Annotated in this window: 11 protein-coding genes and 1 tRNA gene; 5 read left to right on the top strand and 7 right to left on the bottom strand. The window is 72.9% G+C overall.

Annotated elements, in window-relative coordinates; all coding sequences use genetic code 11:
* The first annotated feature begins 102 nt into the window (after nucleotides 1-102).
* Nucleotides 103-615: a DUF4232 domain-containing protein gene (locus ADK64_RS07570; RefSeq protein WP_053656356.1), complete on the top strand. Its 513-nt coding sequence runs from the start codon at nucleotides 103-105 to the stop codon at nucleotides 613-615.
* Between the two features lie 3 nt (nucleotides 616-618).
* Here the strand turns inward: ADK64_RS07570 and ADK64_RS07565 are convergent, their stop codons facing one another.
* Both ADK64_RS07565 and ADK64_RS07560 read right to left on the bottom strand, forming a co-directional pair.
* Nucleotides 619-1725, bottom strand: coding sequence for a DUF2786 domain-containing protein (locus tag ADK64_RS07565; protein WP_199829519.1), 1107 nt, complete (start codon nucleotides 1723-1725; stop codon nucleotides 619-621).
* Nucleotides 1726-1915: 190 nt separating this feature from the next.
* The gene (locus ADK64_RS07560; RefSeq protein ID WP_053656352.1) at nucleotides 1916-2836 is read right to left on the bottom strand and encodes a S41 family peptidase; all 921 of its coding nucleotides are present in this window, start codon (nucleotides 2834-2836) and stop codon (nucleotides 1916-1918) included.
* Nucleotides 2837-2893: 57 nt separating this feature from the next.
* On the opposite strand from ADK64_RS07560, the gene ADK64_RS07555 reads away from it, so the two are divergent.
* The 4 genes from ADK64_RS07555 (at nucleotide 2894) to ADK64_RS07540 (ending at nucleotide 6942) form a co-directional block, all read left to right on the top strand.
* Nucleotides 2894-3472, top strand: coding sequence for an ArsR family transcriptional regulator (locus tag ADK64_RS07555; protein WP_078992538.1), 579 nt, complete (start codon nucleotides 2894-2896; stop codon nucleotides 3470-3472).
* 69 nt (nucleotides 3473-3541) lie between these two features.
* Nucleotides 3542-4171 (top strand): LysE family translocator, encoded by a 630-nt coding sequence (locus ADK64_RS07550; protein WP_053656350.1) that lies wholly within the window; start codon nucleotides 3542-3544, stop codon nucleotides 4169-4171.
* A gap of 106 nt (nucleotides 4172-4277) precedes the next feature.
* Complete coding sequence (locus ADK64_RS07545) at nucleotides 4278-5048, top strand: Clp protease N-terminal domain-containing protein (RefSeq protein WP_053656347.1); 771 nt, start codon at nucleotides 4278-4280, stop codon at nucleotides 5046-5048.
* Between the two features lie 193 nt (nucleotides 5049-5241).
* Nucleotides 5242-6942 (top strand): bifunctional 3'-5' exonuclease/DNA polymerase, encoded by a 1701-nt coding sequence (locus ADK64_RS07540; RefSeq protein WP_053656345.1) that lies wholly within the window; start codon nucleotides 5242-5244, stop codon nucleotides 6940-6942.
* A 7-nt stretch (nucleotides 6943-6949) separates the two neighbouring features.
* Here the strand turns inward: ADK64_RS07540 and ADK64_RS07535 are convergent, their stop codons facing one another.
* The 5 genes from ADK64_RS07535 to ADK64_RS07515 form a co-directional block, all read right to left on the bottom strand.
* Nucleotides 6950-10702: a BTAD domain-containing putative transcriptional regulator gene (locus ADK64_RS07535; RefSeq protein WP_053656344.1), complete on the bottom strand. Its 3753-nt coding sequence runs from the start codon at nucleotides 10700-10702 to the stop codon at nucleotides 6950-6952.
* Between the two features lie 452 nt (nucleotides 10703-11154).
* On the bottom strand, nucleotides 11155-12048 hold the full coding sequence (locus ADK64_RS07530) for a glycosyltransferase family 2 protein (RefSeq protein WP_078992537.1): 894 nt from the start codon (nucleotides 12046-12048) through the stop codon (nucleotides 11155-11157).
* Nucleotides 12049-12318: 270 nt separating this feature from the next.
* A tRNA-Thr gene (locus ADK64_RS07525) sits at nucleotides 12319-12395 on the bottom strand.
* A 107-nt stretch (nucleotides 12396-12502) separates the two neighbouring features.
* Nucleotides 12503-14107 carry an alpha/beta hydrolase gene (locus ADK64_RS07520; protein ID WP_053656341.1) on the bottom strand — a complete coding sequence of 535 codons (1605 nt, stop codon included), beginning with the start codon at nucleotides 14105-14107 and terminating at the stop codon, nucleotides 12503-12505.
* Nucleotides 14108-14228: 121 nt separating this feature from the next.
* Nucleotides 14229-15434 (bottom strand): DNA polymerase III subunit delta', encoded by a 1206-nt coding sequence (locus ADK64_RS07515; RefSeq protein ID WP_053656339.1) that lies wholly within the window; start codon nucleotides 15432-15434, stop codon nucleotides 14229-14231.
* Nucleotides 15435-15570: the final 136 nt, after the last annotated feature.

The raw sequence follows: 15570 nt of genomic DNA, 5'->3' as shown, positions 1-15570 counted from the left end.
TGGACCCACCTGAAGCGGTGATTCCGCAGGGGTGGGCGAACAGAGCCGCGGGACAGGCGCCATGATGCAGGGGCACCGTCACGACCTCGATGGGACCTGCTCATGCGCGCCATTCCGCTCACCGTCACCGCCCTCGCCGCCGCCCTGCTGCTGACCGCTTGCAACGGCGGCGGGAGCAAGAGCGGCGGCGGCAGCAGCAGCTCGGCCTGCGAGATCGGCGGAGTCTCCCTGCAGATCGGCTCGGCGAGTGTGGCCCCCGGCGCCGGGGACACGGGCGAGATCCCGGTCAGCATGACCAACCAGAGCGCCCCCTGCACCCTGGACGACTTCGCGAACGTGGTGCTCGGCGCCGGTGGCACCGAGGCCAAGGTGCCCGTGCTCAAGGGCGCCAAGGCCCAGAAACTGAGGCTCGCCAAGGGCGACTCGGCGACCTTCACCATCTCCTACGTGCGCGGCAAGGCGGGCGACAAGACCAGCCTGGACGCCAAGACCGTGAAGATCACCCTGCCCGGCACCGCCACCTCCCGGAGCTTCCCCTGGTCGTACGGCCCCGTCGCCGGCCAGGGCAGCGGCCCGAACGCCTCGGTGAGCGCCTTCCAGCAGGCCGGCGACTGACGTTCAGCCGAGCCGGGGGCGGGACTTGACCTGCGCCCGGTCCGCCGCCCGCGCGCCCTCCGTCCACCCGGCCGCGTCGCTCACCCCGCGCAGCCGGGTCGTGGTGGTCTCGGGGAACATCCGCTCCAGCCGGTCGGTGACGGCTATCTCCCGGGTGGCCAGGACCGGCAGCAGATCCTGGCTGACCTGGGTCTCGGCGACGGCCGCGAGCCGGTCTCCCACGCGGTGGGCGTAGGCCGCGAGGAACGACTGCCGGAAGGTCTTGGTCCGCTTACGGCCGCCCGCTCTCTGCGCGGCCTCCGCCCTGGCCATCGCGTGCGTGGCCTGCACCAGCAGCGAGGTGTAGAGCAGCTCGACCGCTTCCAGGTCCGCCTCGAAGCCGACGACCGTGGAGAAGGCGAGCGGTTCGTTCCACACCGCGCGGCAGTGGTTCGCGCCCGCCACCGCGTCCAGCAGCACGGCCTTGGCCTGTTCGTACGGCGGCTCGACCCCGATCCGGCAGGCTCCGGGCGCGTCCGGGGCGGGCGCCTCGGCGGCGAGCAGCGCCTCGTCGACGCTGTGCCGGGCCATCAGCTCCTGCGCCTTGGCACTGAGCGCCTCCGCCTCCTCCGGGTACCCGGTCGCCTCGGCCTTGGCGAGTAGCGCGCGGATCCGGGCGAGCATGCGGGAGGCGGCCGGGCCGGCCGTGCGACGGGGCTCCTCCAGCGGCTCCAGGGCGGGCAGGCGCAGCAGCAGTCGGTACAGCTCCAGCGCCGTCGTGGCCTGCGAGAAGCGGTCGGCCTCGGGCGCGGGGCCCTCCGGCAGCTCCGCCAGCTGGGCGGTCCAGCGGCGCCCGCGCGGACGGTCCCGCCCGGCCTGCGCCCGGATCAGCGCGGCGGCCAGGCGTACGTGCGCGTCCGCCGACTCGCGCCGGACCAGCCGTACGACATCGGCGGGCTGCCAGCCGCGCTGCCAGGCCACCGCGACGAACTCCTCGCCGCGCCGCGTGAGTTCGACGTCCGCGGCGGGGTCGGCGGCGAGCAGGGAGGCACCCGTGTCGAGGCCGGTGTCGGTGTCGTCGTACAGCGCGGCCCGGAAGGCGTGCTCGACGGTGCTGGCAGTGCTGGTCACATCGTCGATGGTGCCATGCCCCACCGACAGCGGGCCGGGCTTCGTCCACAGCCTGTGGATAAGCGTTCGGGAGCGGGCCCACGCGCCGACGGGCCGGGACCACGGTAGTGGGCGGCGGGACCACGGACCGGGAGGACGGCTCCGGAGTGATCATCTCCGGTCGTGCGCCGCCCGGGGCCGCCGGGGACGGTCAGGCGCGGGCGGCCGGCCGCAGGAGTTGCAGGGCGCGGTCCAGGGCCGTGTCCGCCGGGCAGGGGACGTCGGGACGTACGCCCGTGCCCTCCCAGTTGGTTCCGGAGACCGGGTTGATCGAGCGGCCGACCGGGATCGTGGCCTCCAGATGCGGGTGCACCGCCCAGCCCCCGCGCGGATGCGCGCCGCCCCGGGTGACCTCCCCCACGATCACCGCGCGCCCCAACTGCTGGAGGTTGTACGCGAGTTCCTCACCACCGGAGAAGGTACGGCCGCTGGTGAGGACGTAGACCGGTTTGGTGCCGCCGAAACGGGCGCCGGGGACGTGCGGCAGGGTCCAGTACTGCTCGTACCGCTCCCCCTCGCGCCAGTACTGGGTGTTCAGGTGGGTCCGCTCGTCCAGGAGGTAACTGCACACGAACGCGACGGTGTCCGGGTAACCGCCGACCGTACCTCTCAGGTCCAGGATCAGCGTGTCCGCGCGCGCGGCCAGCGTGAGCGCGGCCGACAGGGGCTCCGCCGACCAGTCGAGCCGGTAGAGCAGCGGGGCGAGTTCGAGCAGCACGGCCCCGCCCGGCAGCAGCTGCACGCGCGGTACGCCGCCCAGGGACGCGGTGAACTGCTGGCGCAGCACGTCGGGATTCACCTCGCCGGCGTCCGGCCGCAGCCGCTCGGGGTGGAACTTCAGGCTCAGATGCGGATCCCCGTTCTCCGACTGGAGGTCGGCGGTGACGCGGGCACCGAGTTCCGCCGGGTCGGCGGTGTCGTACGCCCCCTCGGACAGCCGGCGGCGCAGCAGGGCGGCGAGCCGGTCCGCCGGCTCCGGGAAGACGTAGTGGGCGACGAGGAGTTGCGCGGTCTCCTCGACGACGGCCGGCACGTCGATGACGAGGGCGGGCGAGGGCGTCTGCGTGGTCATGACAGGGAGTACAGCACCGGACTTGCGAAAGCGTCAAGAAGATTAGACGCTTACGCCATGACCGAACCGGAGCCGACCGGGCAGGGCGCCGAGGGCGCGCCGGACCGGAGCGTGAACGACAGCACACCGGACGACGACGTACGGAACGACGGCGTGCTGGACATCTCCACGCCCGAGCAGTTCGCCGCGCTCGCCCACCCCCTGCGACAGCGGCTGCTCTTCACGCTGACCCACGAGGCCGCCACGATCAGCCAGTTGGCGGTGCGGCTCGGCGTGGCCAAGGGAAGCGTGGCGCACCACCTGAAGACGCTGCACACGGCGGGGCTCGTGCACATCGCCGAGACCCGCACGGTCCGGGGCGGCACCGAGCACCGTTACCGGCGGACCGGGCGGCGCCTGCGGGTCGCCGAGCCGCGCGCCGCCGACCGCGCCGCCCTGCTGAACGCCGTGGCGCAGGAGGTCGACCGCTCCCCCGAGGAGCACCTGCTGAGCCTGCGTCACCTGCGACTGACCCCCGAGCGGGCCCGACAGCTGCGCGACACGCTGGCCGAGCTGGTGGACGGCACGCAGGAGGACGGCGCGGGCCAGCCGGTGCACGGCGTGCTGGTGGTGATGTACGAGCACGAGCGGCCCTGAGTCGGCGACCGGCGTCTCGGACCCTGGAATTCGGCCCCACGCGCGCGTGGGGTCATCAAGCATGAGGGCATGGTGGACACGTCTCTCTACGCGGCGTTCCTGATCGCCGCCTTCGCACTCTGCATGACCCCGGGGCCCGACATGATGTTCATCGTGGCGGTGGGCGGCCGGGGCGGACCCCTGACCGGGCTGACGGCGGCCGTCGGGGTCGCCTGCGCGATGTTCGTGCACGCGGTCGCCGCGTCGCTCGGGCTGTCGGCGCTGTTCCTGACCCTGCCGGCGCTCTATCACGCGCTGCGCTGGGCCGGCGCGGCCTATCTGCTGTTCCTCGCGGTCAAGGCGTTCCGCGGCGACGACGGCAACGGCGAGGGGACGGGGGCGGATCCCGGGCCCGGACGCCGGCGCGCGTTCTGGCGGGGAGCCGTCACCAACCTGCTCAACCCGAAGGTCATTCTCTTCAACGTCTCCTTCCTGCCGCAGTTCGTGAACCCCGCCCTCGGACACGTGCGCGAGCAGTTCCTCGTCCTGGGGTGCACGATCACGGTGATGGGCGTGCTGGTCGACGGCTCGGTCGGACTGCTCTCCGGGAAGCTCACCGCGCTGCTGCGGCGCAGCCGACGGGTGGCCCGGGGCCTGGACTACTTCAGCGGGACGGTGTTCGCGGGGCTGGCGGTGCGCTTGGCGGCCACGCCGAAGTGACGGCGCGAGGGCGGGCGAACGACCCGGCGACGGGGCCCGTTCGACAGGAAAACCAGACTGTCAACCATCGGTTGACAGCATGAGGGGTGCAACCTACGGTTGACACATGGCGACCAACCCGAACATCACGTCATCCGTACGCCTCGACGACCTCATCGAGGCCATCAAGAAGGTTCATCCCGAACCCCTCGACCAGCTCCAGGACGCGGTGATCGCCGCCGACCACCTCGGTGACGTGGCCGACCATCTGATCGGCCACTTCGTCGACCAGGCGCGACGCTCGGGCGCGTCCTGGTCCGAGATCGGCCGGAGCATGGGCGTGACCCGGCAGGCGGCGCAGAAGCGGTTCGTGTCGAAGGAGTCCGCCGACCTCGACCTCAGCCAGGGCTTCAGCCGCTACACCACGCGCGCGCGGAACGTCGTCATGGCCGCGCACAACGAGGCGGTGGCGGCCCGCAACCCCGAGGGCCGCCCCGAACACCTGGTCCTCGGGCTCCTGGCCGAGCCGGAGGGCATGGCGGCGAAGGCGATCACCGCGCAGAACGTCCTGCTGGACTCCGTACGCCAGGCCGCGACGGCCGCGCTCCCGCCCGCCGCGGACGACGTACCCGATCTGATCCCCTACGGCCCCGAGGCCAAGAAGGCCCTGGAACTGACCTTCCGCGAGGCCCTGCGGCTCGGCCACAACTACATCGGCACCGAGCACATCCTGCTCGCGCTCCTGGAACAGGAGAACGGCGAGGGCGTCCTCAACGGCCTCGGCATCACCAAGCCCGGAACCGAGCGGCACATCGCCAAGATGATGTCACTGCTGACGGAACAGAAGATGCCGGGAGCCGGGGAGGGGTCGGACGGGTCGGACTCCGCCGAGGACTGAGACCGCCCGCCGAGGACAGCAGTCGTCGCGGAGGCCGAGGACGGCGGCCGGCGACAGGCCCGAGGAATGCCGCCGGCGACTCGGTCCAGGAAAGCGGCCCGCGACTCGGTCGAGGACGGCGGCCTGCGACGCGGTCGCGGGATGAAACCGCAGTTCAGGGCGATTGTCAGACCCGCCTGCCACACTCGCGTTCATGACCGACCGGTGGGCACTCGCGCCGGCCGAGGACGGTGGCGTGGACGTCGCCCCCCTCGGCCCGGACGGGCTGCCCGCCGGGCCGGTTCGGCGGGAGAGCGATCTCGCCGGGGCGGTGCGGAGCCGCCCGGAGGTGACGCGCTGGGTGTGGCGGTCCACCCCCGAGGTCTACCCGCGTCTGCTCGCCACGGGGGTGCGAGTGGAGCGGTGCTACGACATCGAGGACGCCGAGACACTCCTGCTGGGTCACGAGGGCCGGCACGGCGAGCCACGCTCGGCCGCCGCCGCCCTGGCCCGCCTCCGGGGCGGCCCCGTACCGCCCGACCCGCCGCAGCGCGCGGCCGAACCGGGCGCCCAGTCCCCACTGTTCGAGCCCACCGGCGCCCGTCTGCCCCTGACCGACCTCCTCGCGGTCTACGCCGAGCAGTTGCGGCGGCACGAGCGCACGGCCCACCCCGACCGGATGCGGCTGCTGACGGCCGCCGAGTCGGCCGGGATGCTGGTGGCCGCCGAGATGAACCGCGCGGGTCTGCCCTGGAGCGCCGAGGTCCACCGCGAGCTGCTGCACGACCTGCTGGGCGAGCGGTACGCGGGCGGTGGCGAGCCGCGCCGCCTGGCCGAGCTGGCCGACGAGGTGTCCGCCGCCTTCGGGCGCCGGGTGCGCCCCGATCTGCCCGCCGATGTGATCAAGGCCTTCGCACAGGCCGGGATCAAGGTGCGCTCGACCCGCCGCTGGGAGATCCAGTCCGTCGACCACCCGGCCGTCGCACCCCTGGTGGAGTACAAGAAGCTGTACCGCATCTGGGTGGCGCACGGCTGGTCCTGGCTCCAGGACTGGGTGCACGACGGCCGCTTCCGCCCCGAGTTCCTCGCCGGCGGCACGGTCACCGGGCGCTGGGTGACCAACGGCGGGGGCGGACTGCAGATCCCCAAGGTGATCCGCCGGGCCGTGGTCGCCGACCCCGGCTGGCGGCTGGTGGTGGCCGACGCCGACCAGATGGAGCCGCGCGTGCTCGCCGCCGTCTCCCGCGATCCCGGACTGATGGAGGTCGCCGGCCGCGCGAGCGATCTCTATCAGTCCGTGTCCGAGCACGCCTTCTCCGGCGACCGCGACCAGGCCAAGCTCGCCGTGCTCGGCGCGGTCTACGGCCAGACCTCCGGCGACGGTCTGAAGAACCTGGCCGCGCTCCGCCGCCGCTTCCCGAAGGCCGTCGCCTACGTCGACGAGGCCGCCCGCGCGGGCGAGGAGGGCCGGCTCGTGCGCACCTGGCTGGGCCGGACCTGCCCGCCGGCAGCCGGGTCCGGCGAGGACGCGGCCGAGGAGGCGGGCATCCCCCTCGGCGAGGACGACACGGAGGCACCGGCGGCGGACGGCCAGGCCTGGGTCCCGGGCTACGCCTCGGCCAACTCCCGCGCGCGGGGCCGTTTCACGCGGAACTTCGTCGTCCAGGGAGGCGCCGCGGACTGGGCCCTGCTGATGCTCGCCGCGCTCCGCCGGGCCTGCGCGGACCTCAAGGCCGAGCTGGTCTTCTTCCAGCACGACGAGGTGATCGTGCACTGCCCTGCCGAGGAGGCCGACACCGTCGTGCAGGCCATCCGCGCCTCCGCCGACCTCGCCGGACGGCTGACCTTCGGCGAGACCCCGGTGCGGTTCCCGTTCACGACGGCGGTGGTGGAGTGCTATGCCGACGCCAAGTGAGCGCGGATCAGGGGGCCTTGGTCCGGTGCGGCCGGTCCTCGGCGAGCAGTGCCCGCAGCTCGCCCAGCACCGTCTGCTCGTCCGTGCCGTCCAGCGCCGCGAGCGCCGCGCGCCAGGCGTCGTACGCCTCCGCCCGCCGGCCCTGCTCGCGCAGCAGCAGCCCGTGCTGATGCCGGGCGAGAGCGCCCATGTAGGCGTCGGCACGGGCATCGGCGCGCTGCAGCAGTTCGGCGCACTCACCGCTCGCCCGCCCGGTCTCCCCCAGCTGCCGCAGCGCACGGACCAGACCGAGCCGGGTCTGGGACTCGCCGTGCCAGTCGCCGGCGCCGCCGAGGATACGCAGGCTCTCCTCGAAGTGCCCTGCTGCGGCGGCCGGTTCGCCGAGGGCGAGGTGGGCGTAACCGATGTTGCAGTGTGCCGAGTGCTGCACGATGACCGCGCCGATCGCGTCGCCGATCGCCAGCGAGCGCCGGTGCTGCTCGATGGCGGCACGCGGGTCGGTGTGCTCGTAGAGGTTGCCGAGGTGGCTGTGGGTGACGGCCTCGCCGTAGGGGTCGTTCAACTGCCGGGAGTACGCGAGGCTCTGCCGCAGCGCCTCCCCGGACTCCGCGAACCGGCCCAGTCCCTCCAGCAGGAGCCCGCGGTTGTTCAGACAACGCCGGATCCTGGAGACGACATCGACGCGTCGCCAGATCTCCAGGGCCTGGTCGGTGAGGACGAGGGCGTCCTTCTGCCGGCCGGTCAGGAAGTACAGGCCCGCGAGGTCGCCCAGCGCGTACGCCTCGGCCGGTGCGTCCCCGAGCCGCCGCGCCGCCTTGAGCGCGGCTCGTCCCAGCACTTCCATCTCCGCGACGTGACCGCTGCGCTGGACGTAGGGGAAGAGCAGCCGCGCGAGCACCGAAAGCCAGGCCGCCCGGTGCGCGTCGGCGGTGTCCGCGTTCCGCTCCACCAGCGCGACGATGTTCTCCAGCTCCACCTCACCCCACCCGACGGCCTCCTCGGCGGAGCCGAAATACCCCAGCGCCGCCACCTCGGCCGCATGCTCCGCCGGCTGCGCGGAGGTCGCCCGGCGGCGATCGTCCTGATCGAGCCCGGGCTCCACGACCGCCTCAAGCATCCGCTCGGCCACGGCGGCGTACCAGCGGAGGGCGACCAGGTCGGGGTCGAGGGCAGGAGTGGGGGTGGGAACGGGGCTGCCGGCGGAGTCACCCCGGCGTTCGGCGTCGCGGCCCACAGGAGTGCCGCCGGGGGCGGACTGGTCGGAGGACAGCGCGGAGGTGTCGACAGGGTCACTGCCGCCGTCGACGTCACGGCGCACACGGCCGTCGGCGACGGCAGCGCGGTCGGCAGACAGCGCGGACGTGTCGACAGAATCACCCCTGCCGTCGACGTCACGGCGCACACGAGTGTCCGCGTGGGCAGCCCTGTCGGCAGACGGCGCGGAAGCGCTGGCAGGGGCGGCCCAGCGGTCGACGTCCCGCTGTGTGTCCTGGTGCGGGCCGGTATCCGCGCGGTCTGATGCAGGGGCGGCGGCAGAGACGGCTCGCCCGGCGACGTCCTGCCCCGTTGCTCCACCCGACCGCGTGTCCGAGGCGCCCCGCCCCGTACCGCCGCCGGACCACGCATCCCAGGCACCCCGCCCCGCCCGCTCGCGCGCACCCGTGTCCGACACCCCGCCCGGTACCCCCGCACCGGCACCCCGCCCGCTGTCCGCCAGTTCGCGGGCGAAGTCGCGGACCAGGTCGTGGGGGGCGTAGCGGCCGTAGGTCGTCTCCTCCAGGAGGGCGACGTCGACGAGACGGTCGAGGGCGGCCTCGGCACGGCGTTCGTCGGTGCCGGTGAGGCGGGCGATCAGCAGGGCGCCGTAGGTCGGCAGGTCGAGCGCGCCGATGCGGCGCAGGGCGAGGGCCGCGTCCCGGTCGGCCTCCCGCTCGGCGGCGGCGAGCGAGTCGTGGGCGACGGCCAGGGAGCGCCGGACGCTCAGATCGTCGTACTCGAGGTGGCGCAACCGGCCGCCGGTCTCGGCGAGTTGGCCCGCCAGCACATCGGGGGTGAGGGCCCGGCGGGCGGCGAGCCGGGCGGCGACCACGCGCAGGGCCAACGGGAGCCGGCCGGTCAGCTCGACCAGCGCGTGCCCGGCGCCCAACCCGTCGCGTCCGCTCACCGCGCGCAGCAGCGCCGCACTGTCCTCGCAGGTCAACGGGGTGAGCGGAAAGCGCCGGGCGCCGTCGAGAGCGGTCAGCGGCGAGCGGCTGGTGACAATCACCGCGCAGCCGGGACCGGCCGGCAGCAGGGGCCGTACCTGGGCCGCGTTCGCCGCGTCGTCCAGCACCAGCAGGATCCGGGCCGGGGCGAGCAGCGAGCGGAGCAACGCGGCTGCGGCATCCGGGTGTTCTGGGATGCTGCGGGGCTCGGTACCCAGGTCCCGGAGCAGCGCGGCGAGTGCCTGCGCGGCGGTGAGCGGGGTCATGCCGGGGGTGGCGCCGTGCAGGTTGACGTAGAGCTGGCCGTCGGTGAAACGTTCCCTCAGCTCATGTGCGACATACAGGGCTAGCGCGCTCTTGCCGACGCCCGCCATGCCGCTGATCACGGCGATGGCGGGGGCCGGCGCGGGCGGCTCGGTGAGCGCGTGCCACAGCTCGCGACGCGCGTCGGCCCGCCCCGTGAAGTGGGCCGGCGGAGCGGGCAGCTGGGCCGGGCGCGGGGTCTGCCGCGCGGCCGGTTCGGTCTCCTCCCGCCCGTCCCCGTGCGACTCCTCGACGGCGGCCCCCGCGCGCCCATCGCCGGCAGACGCCTGCTGCCGGACGTCCCCGCCGGTGTCCCCCTGCTCCCGCCCCTCGCCGTTCCCCCGCAGCACCTCGGCATGCGCCTCACGGACCGCCGGGCCGGGTTCGACACCCAGTTCCTCGATCAGGCGGGCGCGCAGGTCACGATGGACGGCGAGGGCCTCGGCCTGGCGGCCGGTGCGGTACAGGGCGAGCATGAGCTGACGGTGGTACGCCTCACGCAGCGGATACTCGGCGACGAGCGCCGCAAGCTCCGGCACGAGCGCGGCCAACCGCGCCCCACCGAGGGAGAGTTCGGCGTCGTAACGCCACTCCAGCAGGAGCAGCCGCGCCTCCTCCAGGCGCTGCACCAGCGCATAGCCGCCGAGGTCGACGGGGAGCCCGCTCAGCGGGGCGCCGCGCCAGAGCGCGAGCCCGGCCGTACACGCCCGTACGACGCCCGCCCAGTCCCGCCAGGCATGCGCGGCCCGCGCCTCGGCGACCCGGGCGTCGAAGACATGCATGTCCAGCTCGCCGTGATCGACGCGCAGCACGTACCCCGGCGGTACGGCCCGCAGCCGCTCGGGGTCGTCCAGGAGCCGACGCAGCCGGGTGACGTGGTTGTGCAGGGAGGCCTGCGCGGAGACGGGCGGCGCCCCGCCCCACAGGGCGTCCTTCAGCGACTCGACCGGCACGACCCGGCCAGCCTCCAGCAGCAGCGCTGCGAGCAGGGCACGCACTTTGGGACTGCCGATGGCGCGGACGCCGTTGTCGGGGGTGTCGTCGGGAGTGTCGCCGCCAGGAACGGAGCGGGTGCCGTGGGCCTCGGGCTCGCCGGAAGGGGAACCAGGGGTCTCGTACGGCCTCTCGCACGACGTCTCTTGAGACCTCTCGTACGACGTCTCTCGAGAGCTCCCGTACGAGATCTCGTACGGCGGTCGGTCATACAGGACCGGTGGTCCCAGCAGTCCGAACCGCAGCCCGCACCGCCGCATCACGCCGCTCCACTGCCTTCCCGCGCGGTCGGGTCCGACCGCGCTGCGCAGCGGGCGCGTGCCCGCCGTTCCCTGGCGGAAATCCGCCCTGCCCACAGCGGTTTCCCGCCACCTTCTACCGGCCGGACCGGCCCCGGATCGGCCCGTCTGACGACCTGCCTCCGGTACCCTCGGCGAGTTCTGGCCAACGAGCCCGTGACACACCGACCAACCGTTGGCCACATGTTAGCGATCCGTTGGCGCATCCTGATGTGATCATTCCATCGGATCCGGCCCGACGGCGCGCGCGTATGTCGCGTAACTCGGGGGAGTGTCGCCGCAGGCTGGATCCGGGGACACAAGGGGCCCCGGTCGGCGGAGGTGAACGACCGGGGCCCTGTCCCGTCTCCCTTCGCAGACCACCGGCCCCCTCGGACGACCGGCGGACGCTGCCAGACGATCGTCAGACGCTGTCAGATGACCGGCGGACGCCCGAGCCGGCTCAGCCGCCACACCGTCCGCCAGCGCATGGGCCGCCGCTCGCCGGCCGACTCCCGCAGACCCTCCATGAACCCGGCGAACCATGCCTTCAGCCCGGCCGGGGAGCGGGTGCGGGCGAGGGTGAGGAGCGTCCACACGCCGAGGTGCACGGGGACGAGGGGCAACGGCAGCCGACGGCGGACCAGCCAGACGCGGTTGCGGGCGTTGACGCGGTAGTAGATGGCGTGCCGGGCCGGCGAGGTCTTGGGGTGCTGGAGCAGCAGCTGGGGGGCGTAGAGGATCTTCCAGCCGGCGTCGGCTGCGCGCCAGGCGAGGTCGGTCTCCTCGTGCGCGAAGAAGAACTCGGCGGGCCAGTCCCCGGTCTCGGCCAGCATTGCGGTGCTCAGGGCATGCCCGCCGCCGAGGAACCCGGTGACGTAGCCCCCGCGCATCGGATCCGACTTCCCCACCCGGGGCACATGCCGCTGCTGGGTCTCGCCGTGCTCGTCGGCGATGCGGAAACCGACGATGCCCAGACGCGGATCGGCGGCGTACAGGTCGCGCACACGGCGCAGCACATCGGCGTCGACGAGCAGACCGTCGTCGTCCAGCTCCACGACGACATCGACGTCCCCGAACTCCCGCAGCCGGGCGAGGGCCACGTTCCGGCCGCCCGGGCATCCGAGGTTGTCCTCGACGTCGACGGTGGTGACTTCGCCGGGCAGCGAGAGCCGGCGGGCGAACTCGGGTAGCCGGCAGCCGTTGCCGACGATCACGATGCGAGCGGGGGCGAGGTCCTGCTTGGCCACGGACTCCAGCAGGGCATCGACTTCGGCGGGCCGGTTTCCCATGGTCACCACGGCGACCGCGATCCTCGGCTCCACCACGTCCCTCACCCCATCCGGCCGACGGGGGCGCCCCGTCCTGACCGCGCGGCGCCCATCGTTCACCAAGATGTTGCCTCAGTTCCGCGGGTTCACCCGACCCCCATTCACTTTGCAGCCCCTTTGCTCCGCTTTTGTCCGAGCGTTCCCTCAGGAACGGGACAGAAGCGGACAAGACCGGGGGAAAGCACTCGGAGCCGGGGCAGAAGCACTCATGGACCGGGCGGAAACGATGAAACCCCGGGTCGGAAGTGATCCGAACCAGGGTTTCAGTGGAGCCGCCTTCGGGATTCGAACCCGAGACCTACGCATTACGAGTGCGTTGCTCTGGCCATCTGAGCTAAGGCGGCGCGCCGTCCGCACTATGGTGCGATCGGCAACGTCGGTAAGTCTACACAGTTTCCCGGAGTGCTCCGACCACGCCCCGGAGGCGAGGACTCCGGGGCGGGTGACAGGGCTATGAGCAGCGCTTTCCCGCGGTCGGCGGGGTGCCGTGGATCAGGTAGGTGTTGATCGCGGTGTCGATGCAGGCGCTGCCGCGGCCGTAGGCGGTGTGGCCGTCGCCGACATAGGTCAGCAGGCGCGCCGAGGAAAGCTGGCGGGACAGGGACTGGGCCCAGCGGTAGGGGGTCGCCGGGTCGCGGGTCGTGCCGACCACCACGATCGGTGCCGCGCCCTTCGCCTTGATGCGGTGCGACGTGCCCGTGGCCTTCACCGGCCAGTACGTGCAGTTCAGCGCGGCCCAGGCCAGGGGGGCGCCGAAGACCGGGGACGCCTTCTCGAACGTGGGGAGGGCCTGCCGTACCTGGTCGGGGCCGGTGAAGGCGGGCGGCAGGTCCAGGCAGTTCACGGCGGCGTTGGCCATCATCAGATTGCTGTAGTGGCCACCCGCGTCACGTTCGTAGTAGCTGTCGGAGAGCGCGAGCAGGCCCGCGCCGTCGTTCTCCTTCATCGCCGAGTTCAGTGCCTCGCGCAGCTGCTCCCACTCCGCCTGGTCGTACATCGACGCGATCACCCCGGTCGTGGCCAGCGCCTCGCCGAGCTTGCGGCCGTCCGCGTCACCCGCCGGGATCGGGTGCGCGTCCAGCTTCTGGAAGAACGCCTTGAGGTGGTCGCCGACCTGCGCGGGCGTCGTGCCCTTGCCGCCGAGCGGGCAGTCGGGGTGCTTCACACAGTCTTTCGCGAAGGCCTGGAACGCCGTCTCGAAACCCGCCGTCTGGTCCAGGTTCAGCTCGCGGGCGATGATCGAGGGATCCATGGCGCCGTCCAGGACCATCCGGCCGGCCCGGTCGGGGAACAGGCCGGCGTACGTCGCGCCGAGGAACGTGCCGTACGACGCTCCCACGTAGTTCAGTTTCTGATCACCCAGCACCGCCCGCAGGATGTCCATGTCCCGCGCCGCCTCGACGGTGGAGACGTGCCGCAGCAGCCGTGCCGAGTGTGCCCCGCAGCTCTCGTCGAACTTCTTGTCCGCCGTGACCAGCGCGTTCTGCTCATGCTGGTCGTCGGGCGTCATGTCCGTCTGCGTGTACGCGTCCATCTGGCGGCCGTCGAGGCACTCCACCGGCTCACTGCGGGCGACGCCCCGCGGGTCCATCGCGACCATGTCGTAGCGGGCGCGGACGTCCGAGGGGTAGCCGACACCCGCGTAACTCTGCAGATACTCGACCGCCGAGCCGCCCGGGCCGCCCGGGTTGACCAGCAGCGAACCGATCGGCTTGCCCTTGCCAGTGGCCTTCTTGCGGGCGACGGCGAGCCGGACGTCACCCGAGCCGGGGTTGTCGTAGTCCAGCGGGGCCTTCATCGTCGCGCACTGGAAACCGGGGACACCACAGCTTCGCCAGCGCAACTTCTGGGTGTAGTACGACGACAGCGCCGACGGCGTCGCCTGCGGCAGCGCGGCCAGTGCCGCCTCCGCCGTGTCGCCGGCCGAGGTGGTCGAGCTCCCGGGAGAGCAGGCGGACACGAGCAGGGCGGCGGCCGCGAGGAGGGAGGCGCCGAGGCGGGCCTTCGTCCGGGTACGGGTGCTCCGGGTCCGGCGGGGGGATGGCCTGGTGTGCATCAAGCGAGCGTAACGCTGTGCGATGGATCGAGCGCAATGCGTGGGGGTGATGTGCTCGTACGAGGGACACGGGCGGCTGCGGGCACAGCCGCCCAGGTGTGCGGGAGGCTCTGCGCGTCCGTCATCCCGCCCGCAGCGCCATCGTCATCGCCTCCACCGCTAGCAGCGGAGCCACATTGCGGTCGAGGGCCTCGCGGCACGCGCCGATCGCCTCGATGCGGCGGAGTGTGGACTCCGGGGCGCTGCCCCGGGCGAGCCGCTCCAGCGCGTCCTCGGCGTCGGCGTTGGCGATCGCCACGCGGGAGCCGAGCTGGAGGGCGAGCACGTCGCGGTAGAAAGCGGTGAGGTCGCCGAGGGCGACGTCGAGGCTGTCGCGCTGTGTGCGGGTTCTGCGACGCTTCTGCATGTCCTCGAGGTCCTTGATCACGCCCGCCGTACCGCGCGGCAGCCGGCCGCCCTGGGCCGCGCCCAACGCCGCCTTCAACTCCTCCGTCTCCTTGCCGTCCATCTCCTCGGCGAGCTGCTTGGCGTCCTCGGCAGCCGCGTCGACCAGCTCCTGTGCGGCTCTGAGACAGGCGCCGACCTCGTCGAGACGCAGGGGCAGCTTCAGTACGGCGGCGCGGCGCTCACGGGCTGCCGGGTCGGTGGCCAGGCGGCGGGCCCGGTCGACGTGGCCCTGCGTCGCACGGGCGGCCGACGCGGCGATCCCGGGTTCGATGCCGTCACGGCGTACGAGCATGTCGGCGACCGCGTCGACGGACGGCGTGCGCAGGTTCAGGTGGCGGCAGCGGGAGCGGATCGTCGGCAGGACGTCCTCGATGGAGGGGGCGCACAGCAGCCAGACCGTACGCGGGGCGGGCTCCTCCACCGCCTTGAGGACGGCGTTGGCCGATTTCTCGTTCAGCCGCTCGGCGTCCTCGACCAGGATGATCTGCCAGCGGCCGGTCGCCGGCGCGGTGAACGACTTGCGGACCGTGTCCCGCATGTCCTTCACCAGGATCTCGGAGCCGACCGCGGCCACCGTATTGACGTCCGCGTGCGTGCCCAGCAGCGCGGTGTGGCAGCCGTCGCAGAAGCCGCAGCCGGGCGTACCACCGAGGGCGCGGTCGGGGCTCACGCACTGCAGGGCCGCGGCGAAGGCCCGCGCCGCCTGGTTGCGGCCCGCGCCGGGCGGACCCGTGAACAGCCAGGCGTGGGTCATCTTCGAGGTCTCGGGCAGCGGCTTGTCGGCCGCGGCGGCCGTGACGAGGGCATCGGCGTCCCGTGCGGCGGCTTCGAGCACCGCGCTCACCTTCTCCTGCCCGACGAGGTCGTCCCATACGGTCATGGGTCACGCCGCCCTTCCGTCACATTCCGCGTTTCCATCACACTCCGCGTTCGGAATCCATTGTGCGGGTGGGCACTGACAACGCGGTCCGGCGGCCATTGGTGACAGCTGGCCAAGCTGATCGCCGGCCCGAGTG

Source organism: Streptomyces sp. MMG1121 (assembly GCF_001280015.1).
GTDB lineage: Bacteria > Actinomycetota > Actinomycetes > Streptomycetales > Streptomycetaceae > Streptomyces.
This window is presented reverse-complemented; position numbering and strand designations above follow the sequence as displayed.